Origin of the sequence: Alginatibacterium sediminis (assembly GCF_003610775.1) — a bacterium.
Classification (GTDB): Bacteria; Pseudomonadota; Gammaproteobacteria; order Enterobacterales; family Celerinatantimonadaceae; genus Alginatibacterium; species Alginatibacterium sediminis.
The window spans coordinates 223,365-243,453 of sequence record NZ_RAQO01000004.1 but is presented as its reverse complement, the minus strand read 5'-3'; the positions used below and the strand labels follow the sequence as shown (position 1 = coordinate 243,453).

Sequence of the window (20,089 nt, the reverse complement as noted above, 5' to 3'; positions counted from 1 at the left end):
CTTACTTTTCAAACAAAAATAGGAGCGACAGGTGAAACAGTCCGGCACAGGCCAACGGCCAACGCTTAAGACCATTGCTCAACTCAGTGGATTAGCCGTTACAACGGTATCTAGAGCACTCAAAGACGCTCCAGATCTTAGTGACGACACTAAAAAGAGAATTCGAGCTATCGCGCAAGAAATTGGCTATGTCCCCGATCGTGCCGGCGTGCGTCTAAAAACCGGACGAAACCATGTGATTGCGGTGGTATTATCGACCAGCGAGAATATCTCAGACTTAATCGGTCAAATGGTTAGCTTTCTCACAAGTGCCCTTTCTCAAGGCCCATATCACCTGCAAGTTATTCCTGATCTGCCCACGCAAGATGCGATGGAAGCGGTTAAATACTTGGTTCAAACTCAATCAGCCGATGCGATTATTCTAGAACGAACCCAAGTACACGACCCACGGGTCGCATATTTAATGCAGCAGAAGGTACCATTTGTAACTTTTGGACGTACAGCTTGGGCTGAGCAACATCCATATTTCGACTTTGATAACTATGCCTTCGCCAAGCTTGCCGCAGAGCATTTGTATCAGCGAAAACGCGAGCATTTGTTAATGATCGCTCCCCCTGTTGAACATCAGTACACCGAGCACCTTGTTTGCGGTGCTAAAGATTTAGCAGCCAGCTACGACAAAGGGTTTACGGTACTGGAAAGTGCAAATAATGATGATCTAGAAAGCAAAATAATGGATGAAGTTGTGGCCCATATTCGGCGCTATCCACAGACCGATGGGATCATTTGTGCATCGACAACAGCCAGTCTAGCTTCGGTAAAAGCCTTGGATAAATTGAAGCTCAAACTTGGCAAAGATATTGATCTTTTTACTAAGAATTCATCACCGTTTCTGAGTTACTTTAGACCTGAGATATTTACCGCAAAAGAAGACATTGAATCAGCAGGAAATTTTTTGGCTGAAGCTGCTATTCAAGCGATAGAGAAGCCTGAACTAGCCCCCATGCAAAAAATAATTTGCGCAAGTGTTGGATAGATAGACCTGCATCATCAACAAAAAATGCTAGCCAATTGAAGCCGAGCTACAATGGTTCAAGTGTTAGCGATAGCGACCACGAGCGCGGCTACTAGCTTGTCCTGAAAGTTTAACTAAGCTTTGCTGAGTATGGCAGTGACATAGAGCTACGCCTAAGGCATCTGCTGCGTCAGCTTGTGGTTTGGCCGATAGCTCTAACATATTCTGAACCATCAACTGAACCTGTTCTTTTTTAGCAGCACCAGTCCCTACTACTGCTTGTTTAATCTGCCTAGCAGAATACTCTGCCACCGGTAATTGATGATTCACCGCCGCAACAATCGCAGCGCCACGAGCTTGACCTAGCTTTAAAGCCGAATCTGGATTATGCGCCATAAACACTTGTTCAATGGCAAATTCTTCGGGCTGAAACTGGGTAATAATCTCACTAACCCCTGCATAGATTTGCCCTAATCGCCCGGCCAGATCTTGTTTGGCCATACGAATACAGCCACTGCCCAGATAATAAGCTTTGCCTGCTTTACGTTCGATAATGCCGTAACCGGTAATACGGGAACCGGGGTCAATGCCGAGTATAACCGTCATCGCTGAAGGTGTTTCGCAAAAGTCGATCTTACAATAGTCATGTGTTTCCTTTCGATATAAAAACGGCCAGCAAGCTGGCCGTATTACGTGTGAGTCTAAGAATTACTCTTGTTCTTGAATGGCTTTCACTTCCAGTGCAAGCTCTTCAAGTGCAGCGCTATTGGCAGCACTTGGAGCATTAGTAAGCGGACAGCTTGCGGTAGTCGTTTTTGGAAACGCCATCACATCGCGAATAGAACTCGCACCAGTCATTAGCATGACCAAGCGATCTAAACCAAATGCAAGACCTGCATGCGGTGGAGCACCATACTGAAGCGCATCGAGTAAGAAGCCAAACTTCTCTTGTGCTTCTTCATCACTGATCCCAAGTACTTTGAATGCTGCGGATTGCATATCTTGACGGTGAATACGGACACTGCCCCCACCCAACTCACAGCCATTCAATACCATATCGTAGGCATTGGACAGCACGTTTGCTGGCGCTTCAATAAGCTGCTCTGCACTTACTCCAGCCACTGGCGCGGTAAACGGATGGTGCATGGCATGTAATTGGCCATCAGCTTCCTCAAACATTGGGAAGTCAATAACCCAAAGTGGTTTCCACTGTCCTTGGCATAAATCTAGATCTTCACCCACTTTAAGACGCAACGCACCCATTGCTTCACAAACAACGCGATAGTCGTCTGCGCCAAATAGAATGAGGTCGCCGCTTTGGGCATTACTTCGCTCAAGTAATGCAGTCACAACGTCTTCATTTAAGAACTTAAGTACTGGCGATTGTACACCTTCCATGCCAGCATCACGGTCGTTCACCTTCATCCACGCTAGACCCTTCGCACCGTATATACCAACGAACTTAGTGTATTCGTCTAAGTTCTTACGTGAAAGCTTAGCGCCACCAGGTACCGATAAAATAGCAACTCGGCCATTCTCATCGTTAGCTGGTCCAGAAAAGACTTTGAACTCAACGTCTTTAAGTAAATCTGCAACATCAATAAGTTGCATCGGGTTACGTAGATCGGGTTTGTCGCTTCCGTATAATCGCATTGCTTCAGCAAATGTCATTTGTGGGAATTCACCAAGATCGACGTTCAGTAAATCAACGAACAAATCACGGATCATGGTTTCAGTAATTTGCATTACTTCTTCAGCACTCATAAATGAAGTTTCGATATCGATTTGAGTAAATTCGGGCTGACGGTCAGCACGCAAATCTTCATCGCGGAAACACTTCACAATTTGGTAGTAGCGATCCATGCCAGACATCATCAACAACTGCTTAAACAACTGCGGAGATTGTGGTAACGCGTAAAACTTACCTTTGTTGACACGGCTAGGTACCATGAAGTCACGAGCCCCTTCTGGTGTTGCCTTGGTCAGCATTGGAGTTTCAACATCCATGAAAGCATGCTTATCCATATAACGTCGAACAAAGGACGTTACTTTTGAGCGAAACACCATACGCTGCGTCATTTCAGGGCGTCGTAAATCTAAATAGCGATACTTAAGACGTTGTTCTTCACTGTTGATTTGATTAAGGTCCAAGGGTAAAGGTTTAGCACGATTAAGGATCTCAAGATCTAAGCCTAATAGTTCAATTTCACCAGTGGTCATGTCGCTATTGATTTGAGAATCAGGACGTAGACGAACGCGACCCACAACTTTCACGCAAAATTCATTGCGTAAGCTGTTCGCGGTTTCAAACACATCGGCTTTGTCGGGATCAAATACAACTTGAACGATACCTTCGCGGTCACGTAAATCTAGAAAAATAACACCGCCTAAATCGCGACGACGATTTACCCAGCCAACGAGGGTGATTTCTTGTCCATCGTACTCTTTAGTCACTTGTCCACAATAAGTCGTGCGCATCCGAAGGTCCTGTCTAGCTAATTCAATAAAATAATGGGCGTCATTATAGAGGACTTCTGTAGTTTAATTCCAATCAATTCAGTACTCGGAATACATCAATTCCATCATTGAAGGCAATTTGACGCTTGTTTGCACAACTAAACACTTGTTGTTGGTCTAGCTTTTAACAATCTCTAACAAAAAAAAGGTTCGAACCTGATGGCTCGAACCTCTGTTGATACTCTAAAAACTTCCTATCACAAGGGACTTTATTAAACGTCGTAGTAACGCGCTTCTGCAAGTGACATTTTGACTAAGGCATCACAGGGTTTAAAGCGTTCGCCATGTTGTTGAGCCAATGACTCTAGGTCACTCACTAATTGAGTTACACCAATGCTATCGATGGCTTGGAATGGACCGCCTAAAAATGGCGGGAACCCAATACCAAAAATAGCACCCAGATCGCCATCTCTGGCACTGCGAATAACACCTTCGTCAAGACATCTGGCAGCTTCATTTAGCATTAAGTAGACGCAGCGTTGAGCCAAGCTTCGAGCTTCAATAGGATCCTTCTTACTAACCCCAAGCACTGTATAAACGCTTTCGTCGACTTTCTTAGCGCCTTTACGCTTACCGGTGTGTTGGTAGAAACCACGACCATTCTTTTTACCAAGACGTTTATCCGCAATTAGTTGGTCAAAAGCAGCAGGTGCTTTAAAACGTTCGCCAAGCTCTGCTTCTAAGATTGGCGAAATTTTTGTTCCCACATCAATACCAACTTCATCAAGCAAAGCAATCGGTCCAACAGGAAAACCATAATCTAATAAGGATTTATCAATATGATCGATTGATTGACCTTCAAGAAGCAGAATACCGGCTTCGTTTACATAAGGAGCTAGGATACGATTAACGTAAAAACCAGCGCCGTCTTTGACGACGATCGCTGTTTTACCTTGCTTGCGAGCTAATTCCACAGTATCGGCAATGGTTTGCTCACTGGTTGTCGAATGCGGAATAATCTCTGCTAAAGGCATTTTCTCAACCGGACTAAAGTAATGCAGGCCAATTACATTTTCTGGTCGTTTAGCATTAGCAGCAATTTGAGCGATAGGTAGCGATGAAGTATTGCTTGCAAAAATCGTCGATGTCTTTGTTTGTTCTTCGATTTCCGCTAGCATTGATTGCTTCAGAGCTAGGTCTTCAAATACGGCTTCAATGACTATATCCGACTTGGAAAACCCTCGAAATTGAGTGTCTCCGGTTATTCTAGCCAATTGCTGTTGCATCACAGACTTGCGCATAAAGCGGCGTTTAACTTTTTTGTTGAGCAGCTTATAAGCGTATTCATAGGCTTTGTTGATGCCTTCGGAATTAATGTCTTTAATTCGGACATCAACACCAGCTTTAGTTGCGGTCACAAATGCAATGCCCGCCCCCATTAAACCGCCACCCAAAACCGCTACTTTTTGCGCAAGCTGCGGTTCGACACCTTCACAGACAGCTTCTTTTTTAAGCTCAGTTGAGGCAAAAAACAATTGACGCAGCGCGGCAGACTCAGGGCTTTTAACCAATTTAGCAAAGTTACTTGCTTCCAAGGCAAAGGCTTGCTCTTCGGATTGTTCAATACTCGCTTTAACGCACTCAATAATAAGTTCTGGTGCCGGGTAGTTACCTCGAGTTTTTGCGAGCGTTTGTTTGCCAACCTGGGCAAACAAAATATTTCGACCAATTGGATTGTTTTCTAGTGCTTTCGCTACAAATGGTTTTTTAAGTGCTTTACGACGCTTGGGTTTGTCTGCGTATTTTGCTGCGACCGCTTCAAGTATGCTCAAAGGCACAGCTTCGTCGACTAAACCAGATTTTAACGCTTGTTTGGCTCGCAATTGTTTACCTGTAAGCATCATTTCAAGTGCTTTTTGTACACCTATTAACTTAGGTAAACGTTGTGTACCACCACCACCAGGTAGCAATCCTAATTGCACTTCAGGTAATCCCAATGCGGTTTTATCATCTAAACTACAAACACGATAATCACACGCCAACGCCACTTCTAAACCGCCGCCCAAACAAGGGCCATGGATAGCTGCGATTACAGGGAAAGGTAGTTCTGAAAGGCGCTTAAAGACGACATGTCCATCGCTACTGAGCTTTTGCGCATCACTTTGAGTTTCGCAAGCTGCAAGCATATTAATATCTGCACCCGCAATGAACGAGTTTGGTTTGCCACTTCGAATGATAAGCGCTTTAATATTACTTTGTTGACTCAGTTCATCAAGTAGACTCGATAACTGAGGGCCAAACTCGGCTTTAAGCGTATTCATCGACTCGCCAGGGACATCGATTGTAATTGTTGCGATTTGCTCGTTTACTGCCAAGCTAAATGTTTGTTCACTCATTATTCAACCTCCACGATCATTGCGGCACCGAGTCCACCAGCGGCGCATGCGGTCGTTAAACCGAGGCCTCCTCCGCGTCTACGAAGTTCATTTACCATTTGCGTCAACATCCGCGTGCCAGTGGCAGCGAAGGGATGGCCATAAGCAATAGAACTACCCATCACGTTAAAACGTTCCATATCAATGTCGCCAATAGCTTTGCTACGGCCAATTCTCTGTGCAAAGCTATCGCTGCCAAACATTTTAACGTTAGCTAGGGTTTGCGCGGCAAACGCTTCGTGCATTTCAATCAAGGTTAGATCGTCTAAGGTTAAGCCAGCTCTATCTAGCGCCATAGGCGTTGCATAGCTCGGTCCCATTAACATGTCTTCCCACACATCAATACCGGCGAAAGCATAGCTACGAATGTAGCCCAAAATAGGCAAGCCAAGCTCTTTTGCTCTGTCTTCACGCATCAGCATTATGGCTGATGCACCATCCGTAAGCGGCGTTGCGTTCGCTGCGGTGACCGTGCCGTGCTTACGGTCAAATACAGGACGCAAAGTCGCTAGTTTTTCTATTGTTGAGTCGCCACGAACGTTATTATCACGACTAATACTTTTCTTATAAGGCTCGACATAAGCTGTCATCACTTCATCATCTAGCTTGCCGTCTTCCCATGCTTGATGGGCCAGTTTATGTGAACGAGCGGCTAAGGCATCTTGACTCTCTCGGCTGATCTGGTGCGTCTTCGCCATTTGTTCGGCGGTTTGTCCCATTGACAAGCCCGTTGAGTACTCTGCAACAGCTGGGGGAACCGGCGCCAAGTCCTTAAGGCTTAAACGCTTGAGGATCTGTAGTTTTTGGCCAAGAGTTTTGGTTTTCGAAAGATCTAATAGCGCTCTAGCCATGGCCTTAGATACTCCGATAGGCAAGACTGATGAGCTATCAGCGCCGCCAGCTATTCCGCATTCAATGGAGCCGGCCATAATTGATTCAACGATATTTGCCGTCGCTTGAAAACTTGTGGCACAAGCCCTTGATACACTATATGCATCACATCCAACATCTAAGCCGGTACCTAGAACTATTTCGCGGGCTATGTTTGGCGCCTCAGGCATCTGAATGACTTGTCCAAAAACTAATTGCTCTACCAGTTTAGGGTCTATATCGCTACGTGCGAGCAACTCGTTGACAACGGTTTTACCTAAATCTAGTGCGCTCACCCCATGATATGCGGTTGCTTGACGAGCAAATGGTGTACGAAGTCCAGCTGTTATGGCTATTCGTGATCCATTCCCTGTTTGTAGTTTCTGCTGTTTGCTCATATTCCTTCCTAATGACGTTCTTGATGACATTCCGACTTGAGACGAAATCAAGGTGACAGAAATCGACCCCAAAGTGGTCTGACCTGAATGCATTTTAACGAATTTTTTACAAATATCAAACACGCGATTAAAACACTTAAAGTTTTAGCTCTATTCTTCGACTGATTCTTTTATAAGCAGGTGCATTACGCTTATCTATGCTAATGGTTGTGACTCGCTGTTGCCTTAGTTATGATTCCCTAAATCAAATGCTCTTCAATCGTTCGGAAACTTAATAAACATGAATGCTTTAGCTGATTTACAACGCTTTTTGAACACCTCCATCATCGGTCAGTCTGAGTTTATTCAACAGCTGTTAGTCGCTTTAATTGCAGATGGTCATATATTGGTGGAAGGGCCACCAGGATTAGCAAAAACTCGCGCAGTAAAAACCTTAGCCAGTGGCATACAAGCAAGTTTCCACCGGGTTCAGTTTACACCAGACCTATTACCAGCGGACTTAACCGGTACTGATATTTTTCGTCAAGAATCGGGAGAATTTAAGTTTCAGCCAGGTCCTCTATTTCATAACATTCTACTCGCTGATGAAATAAACCGCGCTCCAGCTAAAGTGCAATCAGCTTTGCTTGAAGCAATGGCCGAGAGTCAAATCACGGTGGGACGACGTAGTTACGGCTTACCTGAGCTGTTTATGGTGATGGCAACTCAAAATCCGCTTGAGCAAGAAGGCACTTACCCCTTACCTGAAGCACAGCTCGACCGCTTCATGTTGAAAGTAAATATCGATTATCCAGGCGCAATAGACGAACTTAAAATTTTGGCTCTCAATGAACAAGAAGCACAAAAGCAAGAACTTGAAAAGCCGGTACCGTTAACCAAAGAAACGCTTTTTGAGATTCGACAAGAGGTAATGCAAGTTAAGCTGGCCCCGCAGTTAGCCCAATATATTGTTGATTTAATCATTGCGACTAGAGGTCAAAACAGCGCATTAGCAGGGTTCAAACAATTTATTGAGTATGGAGCAAGCCCACGTGCAACCATGGCATTGGCTCGAGGTGCCAGAGCCAAAGCTTGGCTTGAAGGACGTGACTTTGTTACCCCTGATGATATTCAGACCTTAGCTTATCCGGTACTTCGACATCGGTTGTTATTAACTTATCAAGCTCAGGCCAAAGGCATGACCTCGGACGCCATTATTGACAAATTGATCGAACAAGTGGCAATAGGTTAATGACACAAATTGAGCGTAGTTCTGCTGTACAACTGGGCTTGTCCCAGCTTTTGCAAAGCCGTTATTTAAATCTCGGTCCGCAGTTAAAGCGTCATCGTGCAATGGCAAGTCGCAGTGGACAGCGGATCAGTAACATCCGCGGCCGCGGTATGGAATTTGACGAAGCTCGCCACTACCAAGCTGGAGACGATATACGAAGCATCGACTGGCGAGTTACAGCTCGGACAGGGAAAGCGCATACCAAGCTATTTCGTGAAGAACGCGAACAACCTGTCATTATCTTGCTAGATATAAACCCGAGTATGATTTTTGGCAGCCAACACTGCTTAAAGTCCATTGTCGCCAGTGAATTAGCAGCATATTTGGGTTGGGCAGCGATTGGGCTTGGTGAGCGGGTTGCGGTTGTCATTAATCAAGGACAACAACACGTTAGTTTAGCATCACATGCGGCTCGACAAGCCCAATGGTTACAGCTTCTGCAGCAAATCGTCGATTGCCATCAGCAACAGCTTGATCAATTTCATAAAAGCGAAGCGCCTAGCAACTTAAGCCCTGCACTTGAACAGTTGAACTTAATTGCTAAAACCGGGTATCAAATTCACTTAATTAGTGATTTTTATCACCTACAAGTCCAGGACATTCCCCTGCTCCAACGTCTATCTCGTCGCAACCAAGTGATGGCTTGGCAAATCACGGATCCGTTTGAAAGCCAAATTGAAAACGAGCAAACAACGCGACTACAAATTGAAGGGGCAAAGGGTTTGAGTTCTCTTTGGCCAAGTAAGCGATTTTTTCGCAGCCAATATCAGCATCTGGCAGAACAGAGGCAATCGAGAATAGAAGAAACCTTTGCAAATTCAAGTATCGTATTTGACACCATCAGTACCGCAAAAGACTGGCATGAAAACAATGGCATCTGAACCCGCATCAATTGAAAAACTGCACGACATTATTCTGCCCGCAATAGAAAGCGGCTTACCTGCGCCCGGCTGGTGGATACTCACCGTTATCTTACTGTTAATTGCTATTGCTTTGATAACTCTGGTGTTGCGATACCATTTAAACGGGAAAGCCCAACGCGAAGCCAATCGCTACTTACAAGATTTAACTACCCTAGAGTCCGAATCAAACAAAGTCATAACAGCTAATACCTTACTCAAACGTTGTGCGCTCGCTTATTACCCAAGGCAACAAGTAGCGGCTTTAAATGGTAAAGAATGGTGGTTGTTTCTAGATTCGCAACTACCAAAAAACGAGCGTCAGTTTGTCCATCAACAAGCACGCTGGGAGCAAGCATTGTATGGTGATAACACGGAATCAGAACTAGATTTTGTCAAACTTAGCCAACGCTGGTTAAAATTGGGATTACGTAAAACCAGACTGCGCTCTGCTTGCGGATTAAAAAGCCCTGTATATCCTTTGCCAAAAGCGGAGCATCAAGCATGAATTTATGGCATTTGATGACCGGTCTTAGTTTTGAACTTCCTTGGCTTTTGTTACTTTTACCTGCTCCGCTGTTACTGCGCTTACGTCAAACCCCAACCAATGATCAAATAAAAAATTTCAGTTTACTTACACCAGAGCAAACCTTAAGCAATGCTAAAGCTAAGCCAAAAGTGCAGCAGTACATTCGATGGCTTGCATGGGGATTTTTTGTTTGCGCTATGATGCGCCCAATTACGATAGCTCCTCAAGGCACAAATATAATTGACCAAGGTCGAGACATGATGATAGCAGTCGACCTTTCCGGCAGCATGCAGATTAAGGACATGCAAATAAATGGCGACCCTATAGATCGACTACAAGCCCTACAAGTGATTTTATTGGATTTTATCAAGCAGCGGGAAGGTGACCGCCTAGGAATGATCTTATTTGCCGACCACGCTTATCTGGCGTCACCACTGACCTTTGATCTTGAGACTTTAAATCAACAAGTAAAAGAATTTGCACATGGTTTAGTTGGAGACAGCACTGCCATTGGTGAAGCTATTGGACTTGGTGTAGCTCAGCTTTTGGAGCGTCCAGCAGAACAAAGAATACTGATTTTATTGACTGACGGGCAAAATACTTCAGGTACAGTTCTACCGATAGATGCGGCTAGAATAGCTGCCCAAAATGATGTTCAGATCTACGCCATTGGCGTTGGTGCCGATGAAATGCTAAGCCGAAGCCTATTTGGAGTGCGTAAAGTCAATCCTTCTCAAGATCTAGACGAAGCTTTACTAAAAGAGATAGCAGAACTCACGAATGGCACGTACTTTCGAGCACGTTCGACAGAAGATCTACTGAATATTTATCAAGAAATCGACAAATTAAACCCTATTGAAGGTGCAAGTCGTGAGTTTAAACCTCGTTTTGAAATGTTTTGGGTATTCATACTCATAGCTGGTCTTCTTGAAATGAGTTTAGCTTTTCCTTGGAGTCGTCTCTCTTTTGCTGCTTTTCGTAGACAGATTAAACACATTGGGGGAGCCAAGCCATGAGTAGCTTTATATTGTTACGTCCATGGCTACTGTTGCTGAGTATCCCGTTAATTTGGTGGTGGAAGCAGCACAAACAGGATCAACAGCAGGCTTGGTTCAGTATATTACCAGACGAAATCGCAAGCTTTTTAGGCGCAAAGCGCAAACCAGGTCAACAACACGCCAAAAAACTACACTTACTGATTGGTTTACTGGGCGTAATTGCACTATCTGGCCCGTCACTGCTGATTGAACAAAAGCTAGAGTATCGCGATGAGACTGCACGCGTTATTGTGTTAGACACAAGCTATTCTATGAATGCGCGTGACGTAAAACCCAACCGTATGCAACTGGCAAAGTTTAAACTCCTAGACTTATTAGAGTTTTGGCGTAGTGGTGAAACGGGCCTTGTTGTTGTTGCTGGTGACGCTTTTGTCATCAGCCCGCTTTCGACAGACATAGAAAACCTCAAAAACTATATCCCTCATTTGGGGCCTGAAATCATGCCCGTTCATGGCAGCGCTATAGAGCTTGGTATCCAAAAAGCCGTTGACCTATTTGCTCAATCAGGTTTAGAGCGCGGCGACATATTATTAGTAAGTGACGGCATGAGCTCACAAAGCGTTGAAGCAAGCCTCAAGTATATCGCCGGCAGTAATCTACGTATTTCGGTTTTAGCGCTTGGCAGCGAACAAGGTGCTCCCATTGCTTTGGGAGACGGTCAGCAAATGCGAGATAGCGACGGTTCTGTGGTCATTAGTAAAATGAAGTTTGAAAACTTCACACCTCTATGTCAGCAAACCAATGGACTATGCTTAAAACTAGAAGCCAACGATCAGGACATACAGCAATTGCTAGCGCTGCCCGCTCTCTCTAGCACCCCAACATCTGGAGAGTTAAGTCATACTGCACTGAATTATCAGGATTTTGGCTACTATTTATTGTTCCCTATTTTAGTCTTACTTGGGATTTCAAGCTTTTATAGTGTATCGCCGATCTTAGTAGCATTTTTAACCTTCCCCTTACTTAGCCCTAGTCAAGTACATGCGCAAACGACTAGCTCTTGGTGGACAAATCAGCAACAACAAGCGCAGCAATTATTTGAAAATCAAGATTATGGCCAAGCCGCTGAACAATTTGAGGACCCCCAATGGCAGGGTTCTTCTTTATATCGTGCCGGAGAGTTTGAAAAAGCTAAAGCTAAGTTCGAGCTCGATCAAAGTGCTGTTGGTAAATACAACCAAGGCAATGCATTAGCCCAGCTTGGTGAGCTTGATGCCGCCATAGAAAGTTATCAACAAGCACTAAGCTTAGATCCTAATTTAAGCGCAGCGCAGCAAAATATCGAACTATTGCAAAAGCTAAAGGAACAACAGCAACAACAGCAACAAAGTGAATCGTCTAATGATGAGCAATCCGATGATCAGCAATCGAATCAACAGTCATCGGGCAAACAGCAGGCGGGTGAAAGTTCACCAGGGCAAGAGAGTAAAGACCAACAACCCGCGTCTGAACAGGAGCAAAGCCCGCAACAAGAAAATGGCGAGCAACCTGGAGCAGGCTTGGAACCTGAAGCTAATAACCAAACCGAACCGCAGCAGCAACAGCCCTCTAAATCCCAAGGCGAAGCCAGTGACGAAGAACTTCAGAAATGGTTAGAACAACTTCCCAATGACCCAAGCTTATTATTAAGAAATCGTATGATCCTTGAATATAAAAAGCGCCGCCAGCAACCCCAGTCAAAGGAACCTTGGTAAATGAAGTTACTTTTTCGAATTCTTTTACTCACTGTGTTTGGCACTGCCATAACCCAAGCTAGCGCGGCCTACAAAGTGAGCGCGAGTGTGAATCAGAACCCCGTGATTGCGGGGCAAGCTTTCACCTTGGAAGTCGTCGCGGATGCTAGCTTAGATGTCTCAAAATTTGATGCAAGCTCACTACTAAGAGCGGGGTTTGTGGTCGGTAGCACTTCTACGTCTAGAAATTACGAGAATATAAACGGAAAAAGCAGTCAAGAAACGCGTTGGATAACCACCCTATTAGTCCGAGAAGCAGGCTCTTACCTTATTCCCTCTCTAAATGTTGATGGCATTGAAACGCAGCCGATTCAAATTGAAGCTATTGCAATGCAAACGATGACCGAAGATGATCCAGCGGTGCAAATGCAAATCAATATTGAAGCAGAAACAGCTTACGTTGGCCAAGCACTTCGTTATCAAATGCGGCTGCTTGTCGCAGACCAACTCGAACAAGCTAACATTCTCGCACCCAATGCTTTAGGGGCCAAAATTGAACAACTCGGGGAAGATGAGCGATCAACCGAAGTAATACAAGGGCGCCGCTATCGCGTGTTAAGTCGTTACTGGTTAATAACACCACAAACCGCAGGCGAAATATCGATAACCAGCCCGCATCTAAGCGGAGTTGCTCGAACCGCAAACAATAGCGTCATAGCCGTTGAACTTGAAGAAGATCCTTTTGTACTTGACGTCAAAGGCATTCCTGAAAACTATGACGGGACGTGGCTTCCCAGTCATGATGTTGCGATAAGCGAATCAATTGAGCCAGAAGTCCTAAACATCAGTGCTGGTGATGGTTTTGTACGCCAAATAAGTATAACTGTAGCAGGCCTTGGGGTTAATCAACTCCCCTCTCTGGATCAAGATTACGGTGCAGACTTTAGAGCTTACCCTGAACCACCAGTTGACCGAACTTATGTAAAAGATGGCGTTGTTTTATCCAAAAGGGTGCAACGAACAACTTTAATTCCTAACAAATCTGGCAATTTGGTGCTCCCAGGAATTTCTCTTCCTTGGTGGAATACCAAATTGGACCAACGCGAAATAGCCCAGATTGACGGTCGAGTAATTATTGTTGAACCATCGCAAACAGTTGAGTCAATTGTGAGCGTTGCCGCTCAAAGCACTGAAAATGGGACTCATGATCTAAGCGAAAAACCTAACTCTAAGTGGTCCTGGTTTTTTGCTAGCGCTTGGATAGCTACACTTTTAGCATGGCTAGGACTATTCCTATATAAACGTCGTCAACTTCAAGGACAAGGGCTTAAGGCACAGCCAGAATTGTTGCAGACAACAAATCAAGAGAGCCCCGCTCAAGCTATCGAAGACACTAATAGCGATGAATTTGAGCTTTTTGTTTCGAACAAGATGGCTACCAACAATAAAGTCCTCAGCGAAAAGCAGCTTTGGCAAAGTTTTGAGGAAAGTGTCGAAGGCCAAGAACCACGACAAATGTTAACTTGCTTAGACACATGGCTTGAGCGTCACCCCCAAGCCATGGACGATATCGAACCCATACGAAAAGTACTACAAGAGCTAATCTGGAATACCGACGCAAAGAACAATCCGCGCGATGACATCCGATTATTAGAGGAAGCACGTAAGGTTCGTGTTCTTTACATAAGCCAGCAAAACAAACGTTCCAGCCTGCCTGAGCTAAATGGCAAAATAGAACTAGGAAAAGAAAAAGGCTCCTAGGGAGCCTTTGATAGGACCGATTTAGTACTAAAAGTGTTAGCGATTCATTCCTAGCTGAAAAATCAAACTCTCGGCTTGATTACAGAAAGTAAAACTAGCGCGTAAACGCACACCGTCTTCTTGTGTTTCAAAACTGTGCTCTATAACACATGGGTCTGACTCAGCGCGGCGTGCTTTAGCACTTAAATCTTCAAGGCGTGCTTGGGCAGATTCTTGATTGGCATATAATTCATCAGCCGACGCTACCAGCTCTTCTCCATCAATAATTGCTCCAACATCCACACAACAACACGTTTTCGACTCTTCAAGTTTAGTTTGCATTCGACAACCTCTTTAATTTTATCCTAGGACAGTACCCTAGAATGCAAGCCTAGAATTTGATCTAGATCAAATTGCAGATTTGAAGCGCTTAGCGCTGACCTACATCGCATTGTGAGTTAGAATAATGAGGTCAGCAACAGCATCACTTTTATTATAAAACGGCGTAAAAGCAGCAATTAGGAATAAAAATGGTATTTGGGCGAAAGAAAGTTGGCCGAAGCACGGTCAACTCGGACATGGAAGAAAAACAAAAACGCTATGAAGCGCTCGTCCAAGCGCTACATAAAGATATCTACCGCTATGCATATTGGCTGGTACGCAATAAACAGGTTGCAGAGGACATTGTCCAAGAAACGTTTTTGCGTGCTTGGCGATCCCTCGATAGCTTAAAGGACGAATCGTCAGCCAAAGCCTGGCTGATTACTATTTTACGCCGAGAAAATGCACGTCGCTTTGAGCGCAAGCAGTTTGATTTGGTGGATATCGAAGACCACAACGTCGCTGATACCACTTCAATGACAACTGAGCAGACGATCGAGCAGCAATGGCTATATAAACAAATAGACAAACTCGAAAACGAATATAAAGAGCCCCTATTACTTCAAGTTGTTGGGGGCTTTAGTGGCGATGAAATTGCCGACTTACTTTCATTAAACAAAAACACAGTAATGACTCGACTATTTCGCGCTCGTAATCAATTACGAGAAGCATTGGAAAACGAATCTCAACGAGGAGCCCAGCATGGATGAGTTAGAATTTCGCCGCCAATTACTGGCAAATCCGCGAGAGCGTGAATCTGAATTTATGGCCGCTGCAAATGAAAATAGCAGCAATCGCAAACTATTTGACGAAATGCAAAGCTTTGAATCCAAGCTTGAATCGGCACTTAAGGTTGATGTTCCTGAAGGAATGGCTGAGCGGCTGATACTGCGTCAAAGCTTTGATACGGGCCGCAGTCAGTATAAACGTAAAGCACGGTTGCATCTCGCGTTAGCGGCATCGGTAGCATTTGCTTTAGGTTTGAGTTTCAATAGTGGCTTACTCAGCAAGTTTCAGCAGCCCGACATCGGCAGTGTTGCACTGGCCCATGTCTACGAAGAAATGCCTTATACCAGTCAGGCCAACGAGCACCCTAACTTAGCAATGGTTAATGCTAAGCTAGCGCGTTACGGTGCAAGTTTTGATAGCATGCCCGGACAAGTGAAGTATGTGAATCACTGTAGCTACCACGGTGGCCCCGCTTTACATATGGTGATTGATGGAAAAATGGGCGACATTAACGTGTTTGTGGTACCTGACGGCCGTGGATTAAAACCCAGTCAATCCTTTGGTGACAAGCGCATGCATGGATTAGTTCAAACCTTACAGAACGCCAGTATGGTTATTGTAGGTGATCGCATGGAAACCTTGGAGCCTACGCTACAATCATTGAGTAAAAACTTCGTGCAATCGATCTAAGCACAAGATATATAACAATAAGCTAACAAGGGTGAGCTAATTTTAAGCTCGCCCTTTTGGTTTTTAGTTCCCACACTCTTTAGAGTAATAGCTCTAAAGTGTTGAATTTATTTAGAATCCCTATACGACTAAAGAATTGGACTTTATTGAGCGGTTTCACAAAAATAACTGTTACAAGGTATTAACATTTAGCATTTCTTGAGTATACTAATCCGAGGTCAGTGGTCGGATTACTTAGAAAAACAATAAACCGCCACTTCCCCCGACGTACCTAACCATATTGTTTAAGAGGGATCTATGAAACTAAACAAACTTCAATTGGCATTGATCGCCAGTGGTGTACTTGCTAGCAGCGCACATACTTTAGCAGCCGGTTTTCAACTAACCAACCATTCTGCTTCTGGCCTTGGCCGTGCTTACGCTGGTGACGCCGCAATCGCCGATAACGCCGCCGTTATCTCTCGCAACCCTGCTGCTATGGCCATGTTCGACAGCCCTGAGTTTTCAGGTGGTGTGAATGTAATTATCCCGGATACCAACAAAACCAATGTCAAGTACGACAATGGAGTTACTGCTACCCAAGATATTATGGATGGAAAAGACCTTTCGAGCACTTCATATGTGCCTGCTTTGTACTATATCCACCCAATCAACAATAAATTTGCTGTAGGTTTGTCGGCTTATAGCGACTTTGGTACTACAGTTGGCTTTTCAGATGAATTTAATGCAGAAGGGTCAATGCTGACTCCCGCAGGATTTCAAGACGGAGCAGCTGGCTTATTTGGCGGAACCACAGAAGTTTCTACTTTTACCCTAGGTGTATCGGGTTCGTATCGTATCAACGAAATGTTCAGTTTAGGTGCCAGCTTAAAAGCATTAAAGGGAGAAGGTACCTTTAAGCGTCCTGGACCTGATTTGTCAGCTTTTGGTGCGGGACAGCTTGGTCTTGACTTTGAAGGCGATGGCTACGCTTTTGCTTGGGATGTTGGTGCACTACTCGAACTAAACGAACGTAATCGCTTTGGTTTAAGCTACAAGTCTGGTATCGACTTTAAGGCTGATTCAAGTCACAGTTCTTATATTAACCAAGCGGGGGCACCAACAACAATTAATAGCTTAGAGCTATCGCTACCAAGCATTGTTGAGTTCTCTGGGTACCATCTAGTTGCTCCAAAATGGGCCGTTCACTACAGTGCAATGCATGTTGGCTGGTCTTCATTTGACAAAATAGACTTCAATCTTGACGACGGCACAGTTTATCCGAAAACCTATGGTTGGGATGATTCATGGCGCTTGTCTTTAGGTACAACTTACTACCTTAATGAGAAATTAACATTGAGAGCTGGTATTGCCAAAGATGAAAGCCCAATATCTCAAGATAAGCGAGTTATCTCAATTCCTGATTCAGACCGCATGTGGTACAGCGTTGGTGGTACTTATGCCTTTAACCAAGCTTCTAGTTTAGACTTGGCCTTGGCATATATTGATGGTAAAACCATCGATGTAAGTGAATCCCAAGACAACATCGGCACTATGACTGCAACTAGCAAAACTAGTGCTTGGATTGTTGGTGTTCAATACAACCATAAGTTCTAATCACTTAGTAAAAGCTAATTTGTGATACATACTTTAAGCCACTACTTTGTAGTGGCTTTTTTGCTTGTAGCGTTACGGTAAATCGACAATACTAGATTTTTAGCCAGAGGGACTGCGCTTGTGACTGACTTTAGCTATTTGGCACGCCAAGCCATACTCAATGAAGATCAAGATGTAGTCGCCTATGAATTACTGTATCGCAACAGCGCCAACAATGTGTTTCCTATGGTCCCAGAGAACGAGGCGACAAGTAAAGTTATTGAACATAGTTTCTTTCATATGGGAATTGAACAGGTCGCTGGCGCATGTCCATGTTTTGTGAACTTCCCTCGCCAAGCTTTGCTCGATATGATCCCTTGCCTCATTAGCCCGCAACAAATCGTCATTGAATTGCTTGAGAATCTAGAGCCCAATGTGCAACTACTAGAGACAGTTGAGCAACTTCACACTAAAGGCTATTTGTTTGCTCTCGATGACTTTCTCTATAGTGAACAGTGGGAACCTTTTTTTAAGTTTATCAGCTTTGTAAAATTCGATATTCAGATCAGTTCAACTCAAGAGATATCAGATACCATTGAACATTTGCAATCCTACCCCATTCAGTTTTTAGCCGAGAAAGTTGAAGACTATACTCAGTTTGAACAAATGAAGTTGCTTGGTTGTACCTTATTCCAAGGTTATTTTTTCTGTCGACCGCAGATGTTTCGCAAGCCTCAACTAAGTTCTAGTCAAGTCAGTGCATTAGCACTATTAGCGGAAGTTTACCGAAGTGACACCAGCCCAGCGAAATTGCATTCGATTATAAGTAAAGACCTATCCATCAGTTATAAACTGCTTAAATACGTTAACACACTTATTTATAGTAACGCTAAACCTGTATCGTCGTTTAGCCAAGCGATAAGCTTTTTGGGACAACAAAAACTACAGCGTTTTGCAAGCTTAGTCGCGATGGCTTCCGCCGCACAGGACAAACCTAGAGAACTATTTAGTATGGCATTGGTGCGTGCAAACTTTTGCGAATCAATGGCAAAAGCAAGTAAAAAAGCAGATCCCGACCACGCATTTTTAACCGGTCTATTCTCATTAATGCCAACGATACTAGATCAAGATATGTCAGTGATACTGAGTGAAATTGGGGTAGCTAACGAAGTAAATGACGCGTTGATGACGCGCCGCGGTACCCTTGCACTTTACTTGTCGCTCATCATTGATCTTGAAAAAGCGAGCTGGCCAACACTTCAGACCAAAAGTGTACGCTTTGGACTAGATGAAAAAGTCATTAGCGAATACTATTTTAATGCACTCTCAGATGCGCAATTTCAACATGCTTGTTTGCGCTAGTGAGTTGAAACATTCAGGAGTAGTTTTTCGTGTCCAATCAGCGTCAATTTACGATTTCTCAGCTCGCTACCGAGTTCGCTATTACAACCCGCAGTATTCGCTACTATGAAGACGAGGGACTACTTAGTCCTGAACGCGATGCTAACCAACGTATTTATAGTAAGCATGACAAGCTGCGATTAAAGCTCATATTACGTGGAAAGCGTCTCGGATTTTCTCTTAACGAAATTAGAGAACTATTCAATCTGTACGACGCCAGCTTGGAGTCTGAGCAGGAGGTTGAGTTATTAATGCAAATGATCGCCATAAAACGCAGTGCGTTATTGCGACAGCAAGAAGACATACAAGTAGTTTTAATGGAGCTGAAATCTGCCGAGCGCCGTTGTAGTGAGGCGCTGGCAAACATACATTCAACTAGCTAGCTTGTCCCGACATGAAGTGTTTACGACAAAGCGCAATATAACGTTCGTTGCCACCGATTTCTATTTGCTCGCCCTCGCGAAGAACTTGCCCTAGGTCATTAACCCGTGCATTAAAGTGCGCTTTATTCCCACACCAACAAATTGTTTTTAGCTCTTCAACTTTGTCGGCAAGACACAATAAATGGTAAGCGCCTTCAAATAGATTCGCTTGAAAATCAGTTTTAAGGCCATAAACCATTACCGGTAATCCAAGTTCATCGACAATTTTCGCAAGTTGATAAACTTGTTCGCGATTTAAAAACTGCCCTTCATCAACAATAACAACATCTACTTGGGTGTTTATCGCTTGCTGCTTAATGTGTTCATATAAGTCTTCAGACGCTGAGAATGAGTAGGCTTCAAGTTCAAGGCCGATGCGCGCTTTAATCTTGCCCTTTCCAGCTCGATTATCGATCAGCGGGATATAGGCAATGGGCTTTAATCCACGCTCCAGATAATTAAAATGCGCTTGAATTAACTGCGTTGATTTACCAGAGTTCATCGCTGCGTATTTAAAGTAAAGACTTGCCATTAAAACTAAATTCCT

General features: G+C 44.1%; 18 protein-coding genes. 12 read left to right on the top strand and 6 right to left on the bottom strand.

Annotated elements, in window-relative coordinates; all coding sequences use genetic code 11:
- The first annotated feature begins 31 nt into the window (after positions 1-31).
- The gene (locus DBZ36_RS04215) at positions 32-1,036 is read left to right on the top strand and encodes a LacI family transcriptional regulator (protein ID WP_120353684.1); all 1,005 of its coding nucleotides are present in this window, start codon (positions 32-34) and stop codon (positions 1,034-1,036) included.
- Positions 1,037-1,099: 63 nt separating this feature from the next.
- On the opposite strand, the gene ruvC is transcribed toward DBZ36_RS04215, so the two are convergent.
- From ruvC to fadI, 4 genes are all read right to left on the bottom strand, one after another.
- Entirely contained in the window at positions 1,100-1,621 is a 522-nt protein-coding gene (gene ruvC / locus DBZ36_RS04210) for a crossover junction endodeoxyribonuclease RuvC (RefSeq protein ID WP_120353683.1), read from the bottom strand.
- Positions 1,622-1,723: 102 nt separating this feature from the next.
- Positions 1,724-3,493 (bottom strand): aspartate--tRNA ligase, encoded by a 1,770-nt coding sequence (gene aspS / locus DBZ36_RS04205; RefSeq protein WP_120353682.1) that lies wholly within the window; start codon positions 3,491-3,493, stop codon positions 1,724-1,726.
- Between the two features lie 251 nt (positions 3,494-3,744).
- A complete protein-coding gene (gene fadJ / locus DBZ36_RS04200) occupies positions 3,745-5,868 on the bottom strand; it encodes a fatty acid oxidation complex subunit alpha FadJ (protein ID WP_120353681.1) in 2,124 nt (707 codons plus the stop codon).
- Complete coding sequence (fadI, locus tag DBZ36_RS04195; protein ID WP_120353680.1) at positions 5,868-7,175, bottom strand: acetyl-CoA C-acyltransferase FadI; 1,308 nt, start codon at positions 7,173-7,175, stop codon at positions 5,868-5,870. The genes fadJ and fadI overlap by 1 nt, the downstream gene beginning before the upstream one ends.
- A 274-nt stretch (positions 7,176-7,449) precedes the next feature.
- On the opposite strand from fadI, the gene DBZ36_RS04190 reads away from it, so the two are divergent.
- Genes DBZ36_RS04190 through DBZ36_RS04165 form a run of 6 tightly spaced genes read left to right on the top strand, consistent with a single transcriptional unit; the run spans position 7,450 to position 14,365 of the window.
- A complete protein-coding gene (locus tag DBZ36_RS04190) occupies positions 7,450-8,406 on the top strand; it encodes an AAA family ATPase (protein WP_407641482.1) in 957 nt (318 codons plus the stop codon).
- Positions 8,406-9,326, top strand: a complete 921-nt coding sequence (locus DBZ36_RS04185) for a DUF58 domain-containing protein (protein ID WP_120353678.1) — start codon at positions 8,406-8,408, stop codon at positions 9,324-9,326. The genes DBZ36_RS04190 and DBZ36_RS04185 overlap by 1 nt, the downstream gene beginning before the upstream one ends.
- Positions 9,307-9,852 carry a DUF4381 domain-containing protein gene (locus tag DBZ36_RS04180; RefSeq protein WP_120353677.1) on the top strand — a complete coding sequence of 182 codons (546 nt, stop codon included), beginning with the start codon at positions 9,307-9,309 and terminating at the stop codon, positions 9,850-9,852. The genes DBZ36_RS04185 and DBZ36_RS04180 overlap by 20 nt, the downstream gene beginning before the upstream one ends.
- On the top strand, positions 9,849-10,889 hold the full coding sequence (locus DBZ36_RS04175) for a VWA domain-containing protein (protein WP_233558090.1): 1,041 nt from the start codon (positions 9,849-9,851) through the stop codon (positions 10,887-10,889). Before DBZ36_RS04180 ends, DBZ36_RS04175 begins: the two co-directional genes overlap by 4 nt.
- Positions 10,886-12,625 (top strand): vWA domain-containing protein, encoded by a 1,740-nt coding sequence (locus DBZ36_RS04170; RefSeq protein ID WP_120353676.1) that lies wholly within the window; start codon positions 10,886-10,888, stop codon positions 12,623-12,625. Before DBZ36_RS04175 ends, DBZ36_RS04170 begins: the two co-directional genes overlap by 4 nt.
- Positions 12,626-14,365 (top strand): BatD family protein, encoded by a 1,740-nt coding sequence (locus DBZ36_RS04165; protein ID WP_120353675.1) that lies wholly within the window; start codon positions 12,626-12,628, stop codon positions 14,363-14,365. It begins immediately after the preceding gene.
- A 36-nt stretch (positions 14,366-14,401) separates the two neighbouring features.
- Here DBZ36_RS04165 and DBZ36_RS04160 read toward each other — a convergent pair whose 3' ends face one another.
- Complete coding sequence (locus tag DBZ36_RS04160; RefSeq protein ID WP_120353674.1) at positions 14,402-14,686, bottom strand: YfcZ/YiiS family protein; 285 nt, start codon at positions 14,684-14,686, stop codon at positions 14,402-14,404.
- Between the two features lie 188 nt (positions 14,687-14,874).
- Between DBZ36_RS04160 and DBZ36_RS04155 the strand changes: the two genes are divergently transcribed.
- From DBZ36_RS04155 to DBZ36_RS04135, 5 genes are all read left to right on the top strand, one after another.
- Positions 14,875-15,435: a sigma-70 family RNA polymerase sigma factor gene (locus DBZ36_RS04155; RefSeq protein ID WP_120353673.1), complete on the top strand. Its 561-nt coding sequence runs from the start codon at positions 14,875-14,877 to the stop codon at positions 15,433-15,435.
- Entirely contained in the window at positions 15,428-16,144 is a 717-nt protein-coding gene (locus DBZ36_RS04150; protein ID WP_120353672.1) for a DUF3379 family protein, read from the top strand. Before DBZ36_RS04155 ends, DBZ36_RS04150 begins: the two co-directional genes overlap by 8 nt.
- 297 nt (positions 16,145-16,441) lie before the next feature.
- Positions 16,442-17,740, top strand: coding sequence for an outer membrane protein transport protein (locus DBZ36_RS04145; protein ID WP_120353671.1), 1,299 nt, complete (start codon positions 16,442-16,444; stop codon positions 17,738-17,740).
- 120 nt (positions 17,741-17,860) lie between these two features.
- Positions 17,861-19,081 carry an EAL and HDOD domain-containing protein gene (locus DBZ36_RS04140; RefSeq protein WP_120353670.1) on the top strand — a complete coding sequence of 407 codons (1,221 nt, stop codon included), beginning with the start codon at positions 17,861-17,863 and terminating at the stop codon, positions 19,079-19,081.
- A gap of 29 nt (positions 19,082-19,110) precedes the next feature.
- Positions 19,111-19,503: a MerR family transcriptional regulator gene (locus DBZ36_RS04135; RefSeq protein ID WP_120353669.1), complete on the top strand. Its 393-nt coding sequence runs from the start codon at positions 19,111-19,113 to the stop codon at positions 19,501-19,503.
- Here the strand turns inward: DBZ36_RS04135 and DBZ36_RS04130 are convergent.
- Positions 19,496-20,074, bottom strand: coding sequence for a thymidine kinase (locus DBZ36_RS04130; protein ID WP_120353668.1), 579 nt, complete (start codon positions 20,072-20,074; stop codon positions 19,496-19,498). The two genes, DBZ36_RS04135 and DBZ36_RS04130, sit on opposite strands and share 8 nt — an antisense overlap.
- Positions 20,075-20,089: the final 15 nt, after the last annotated feature.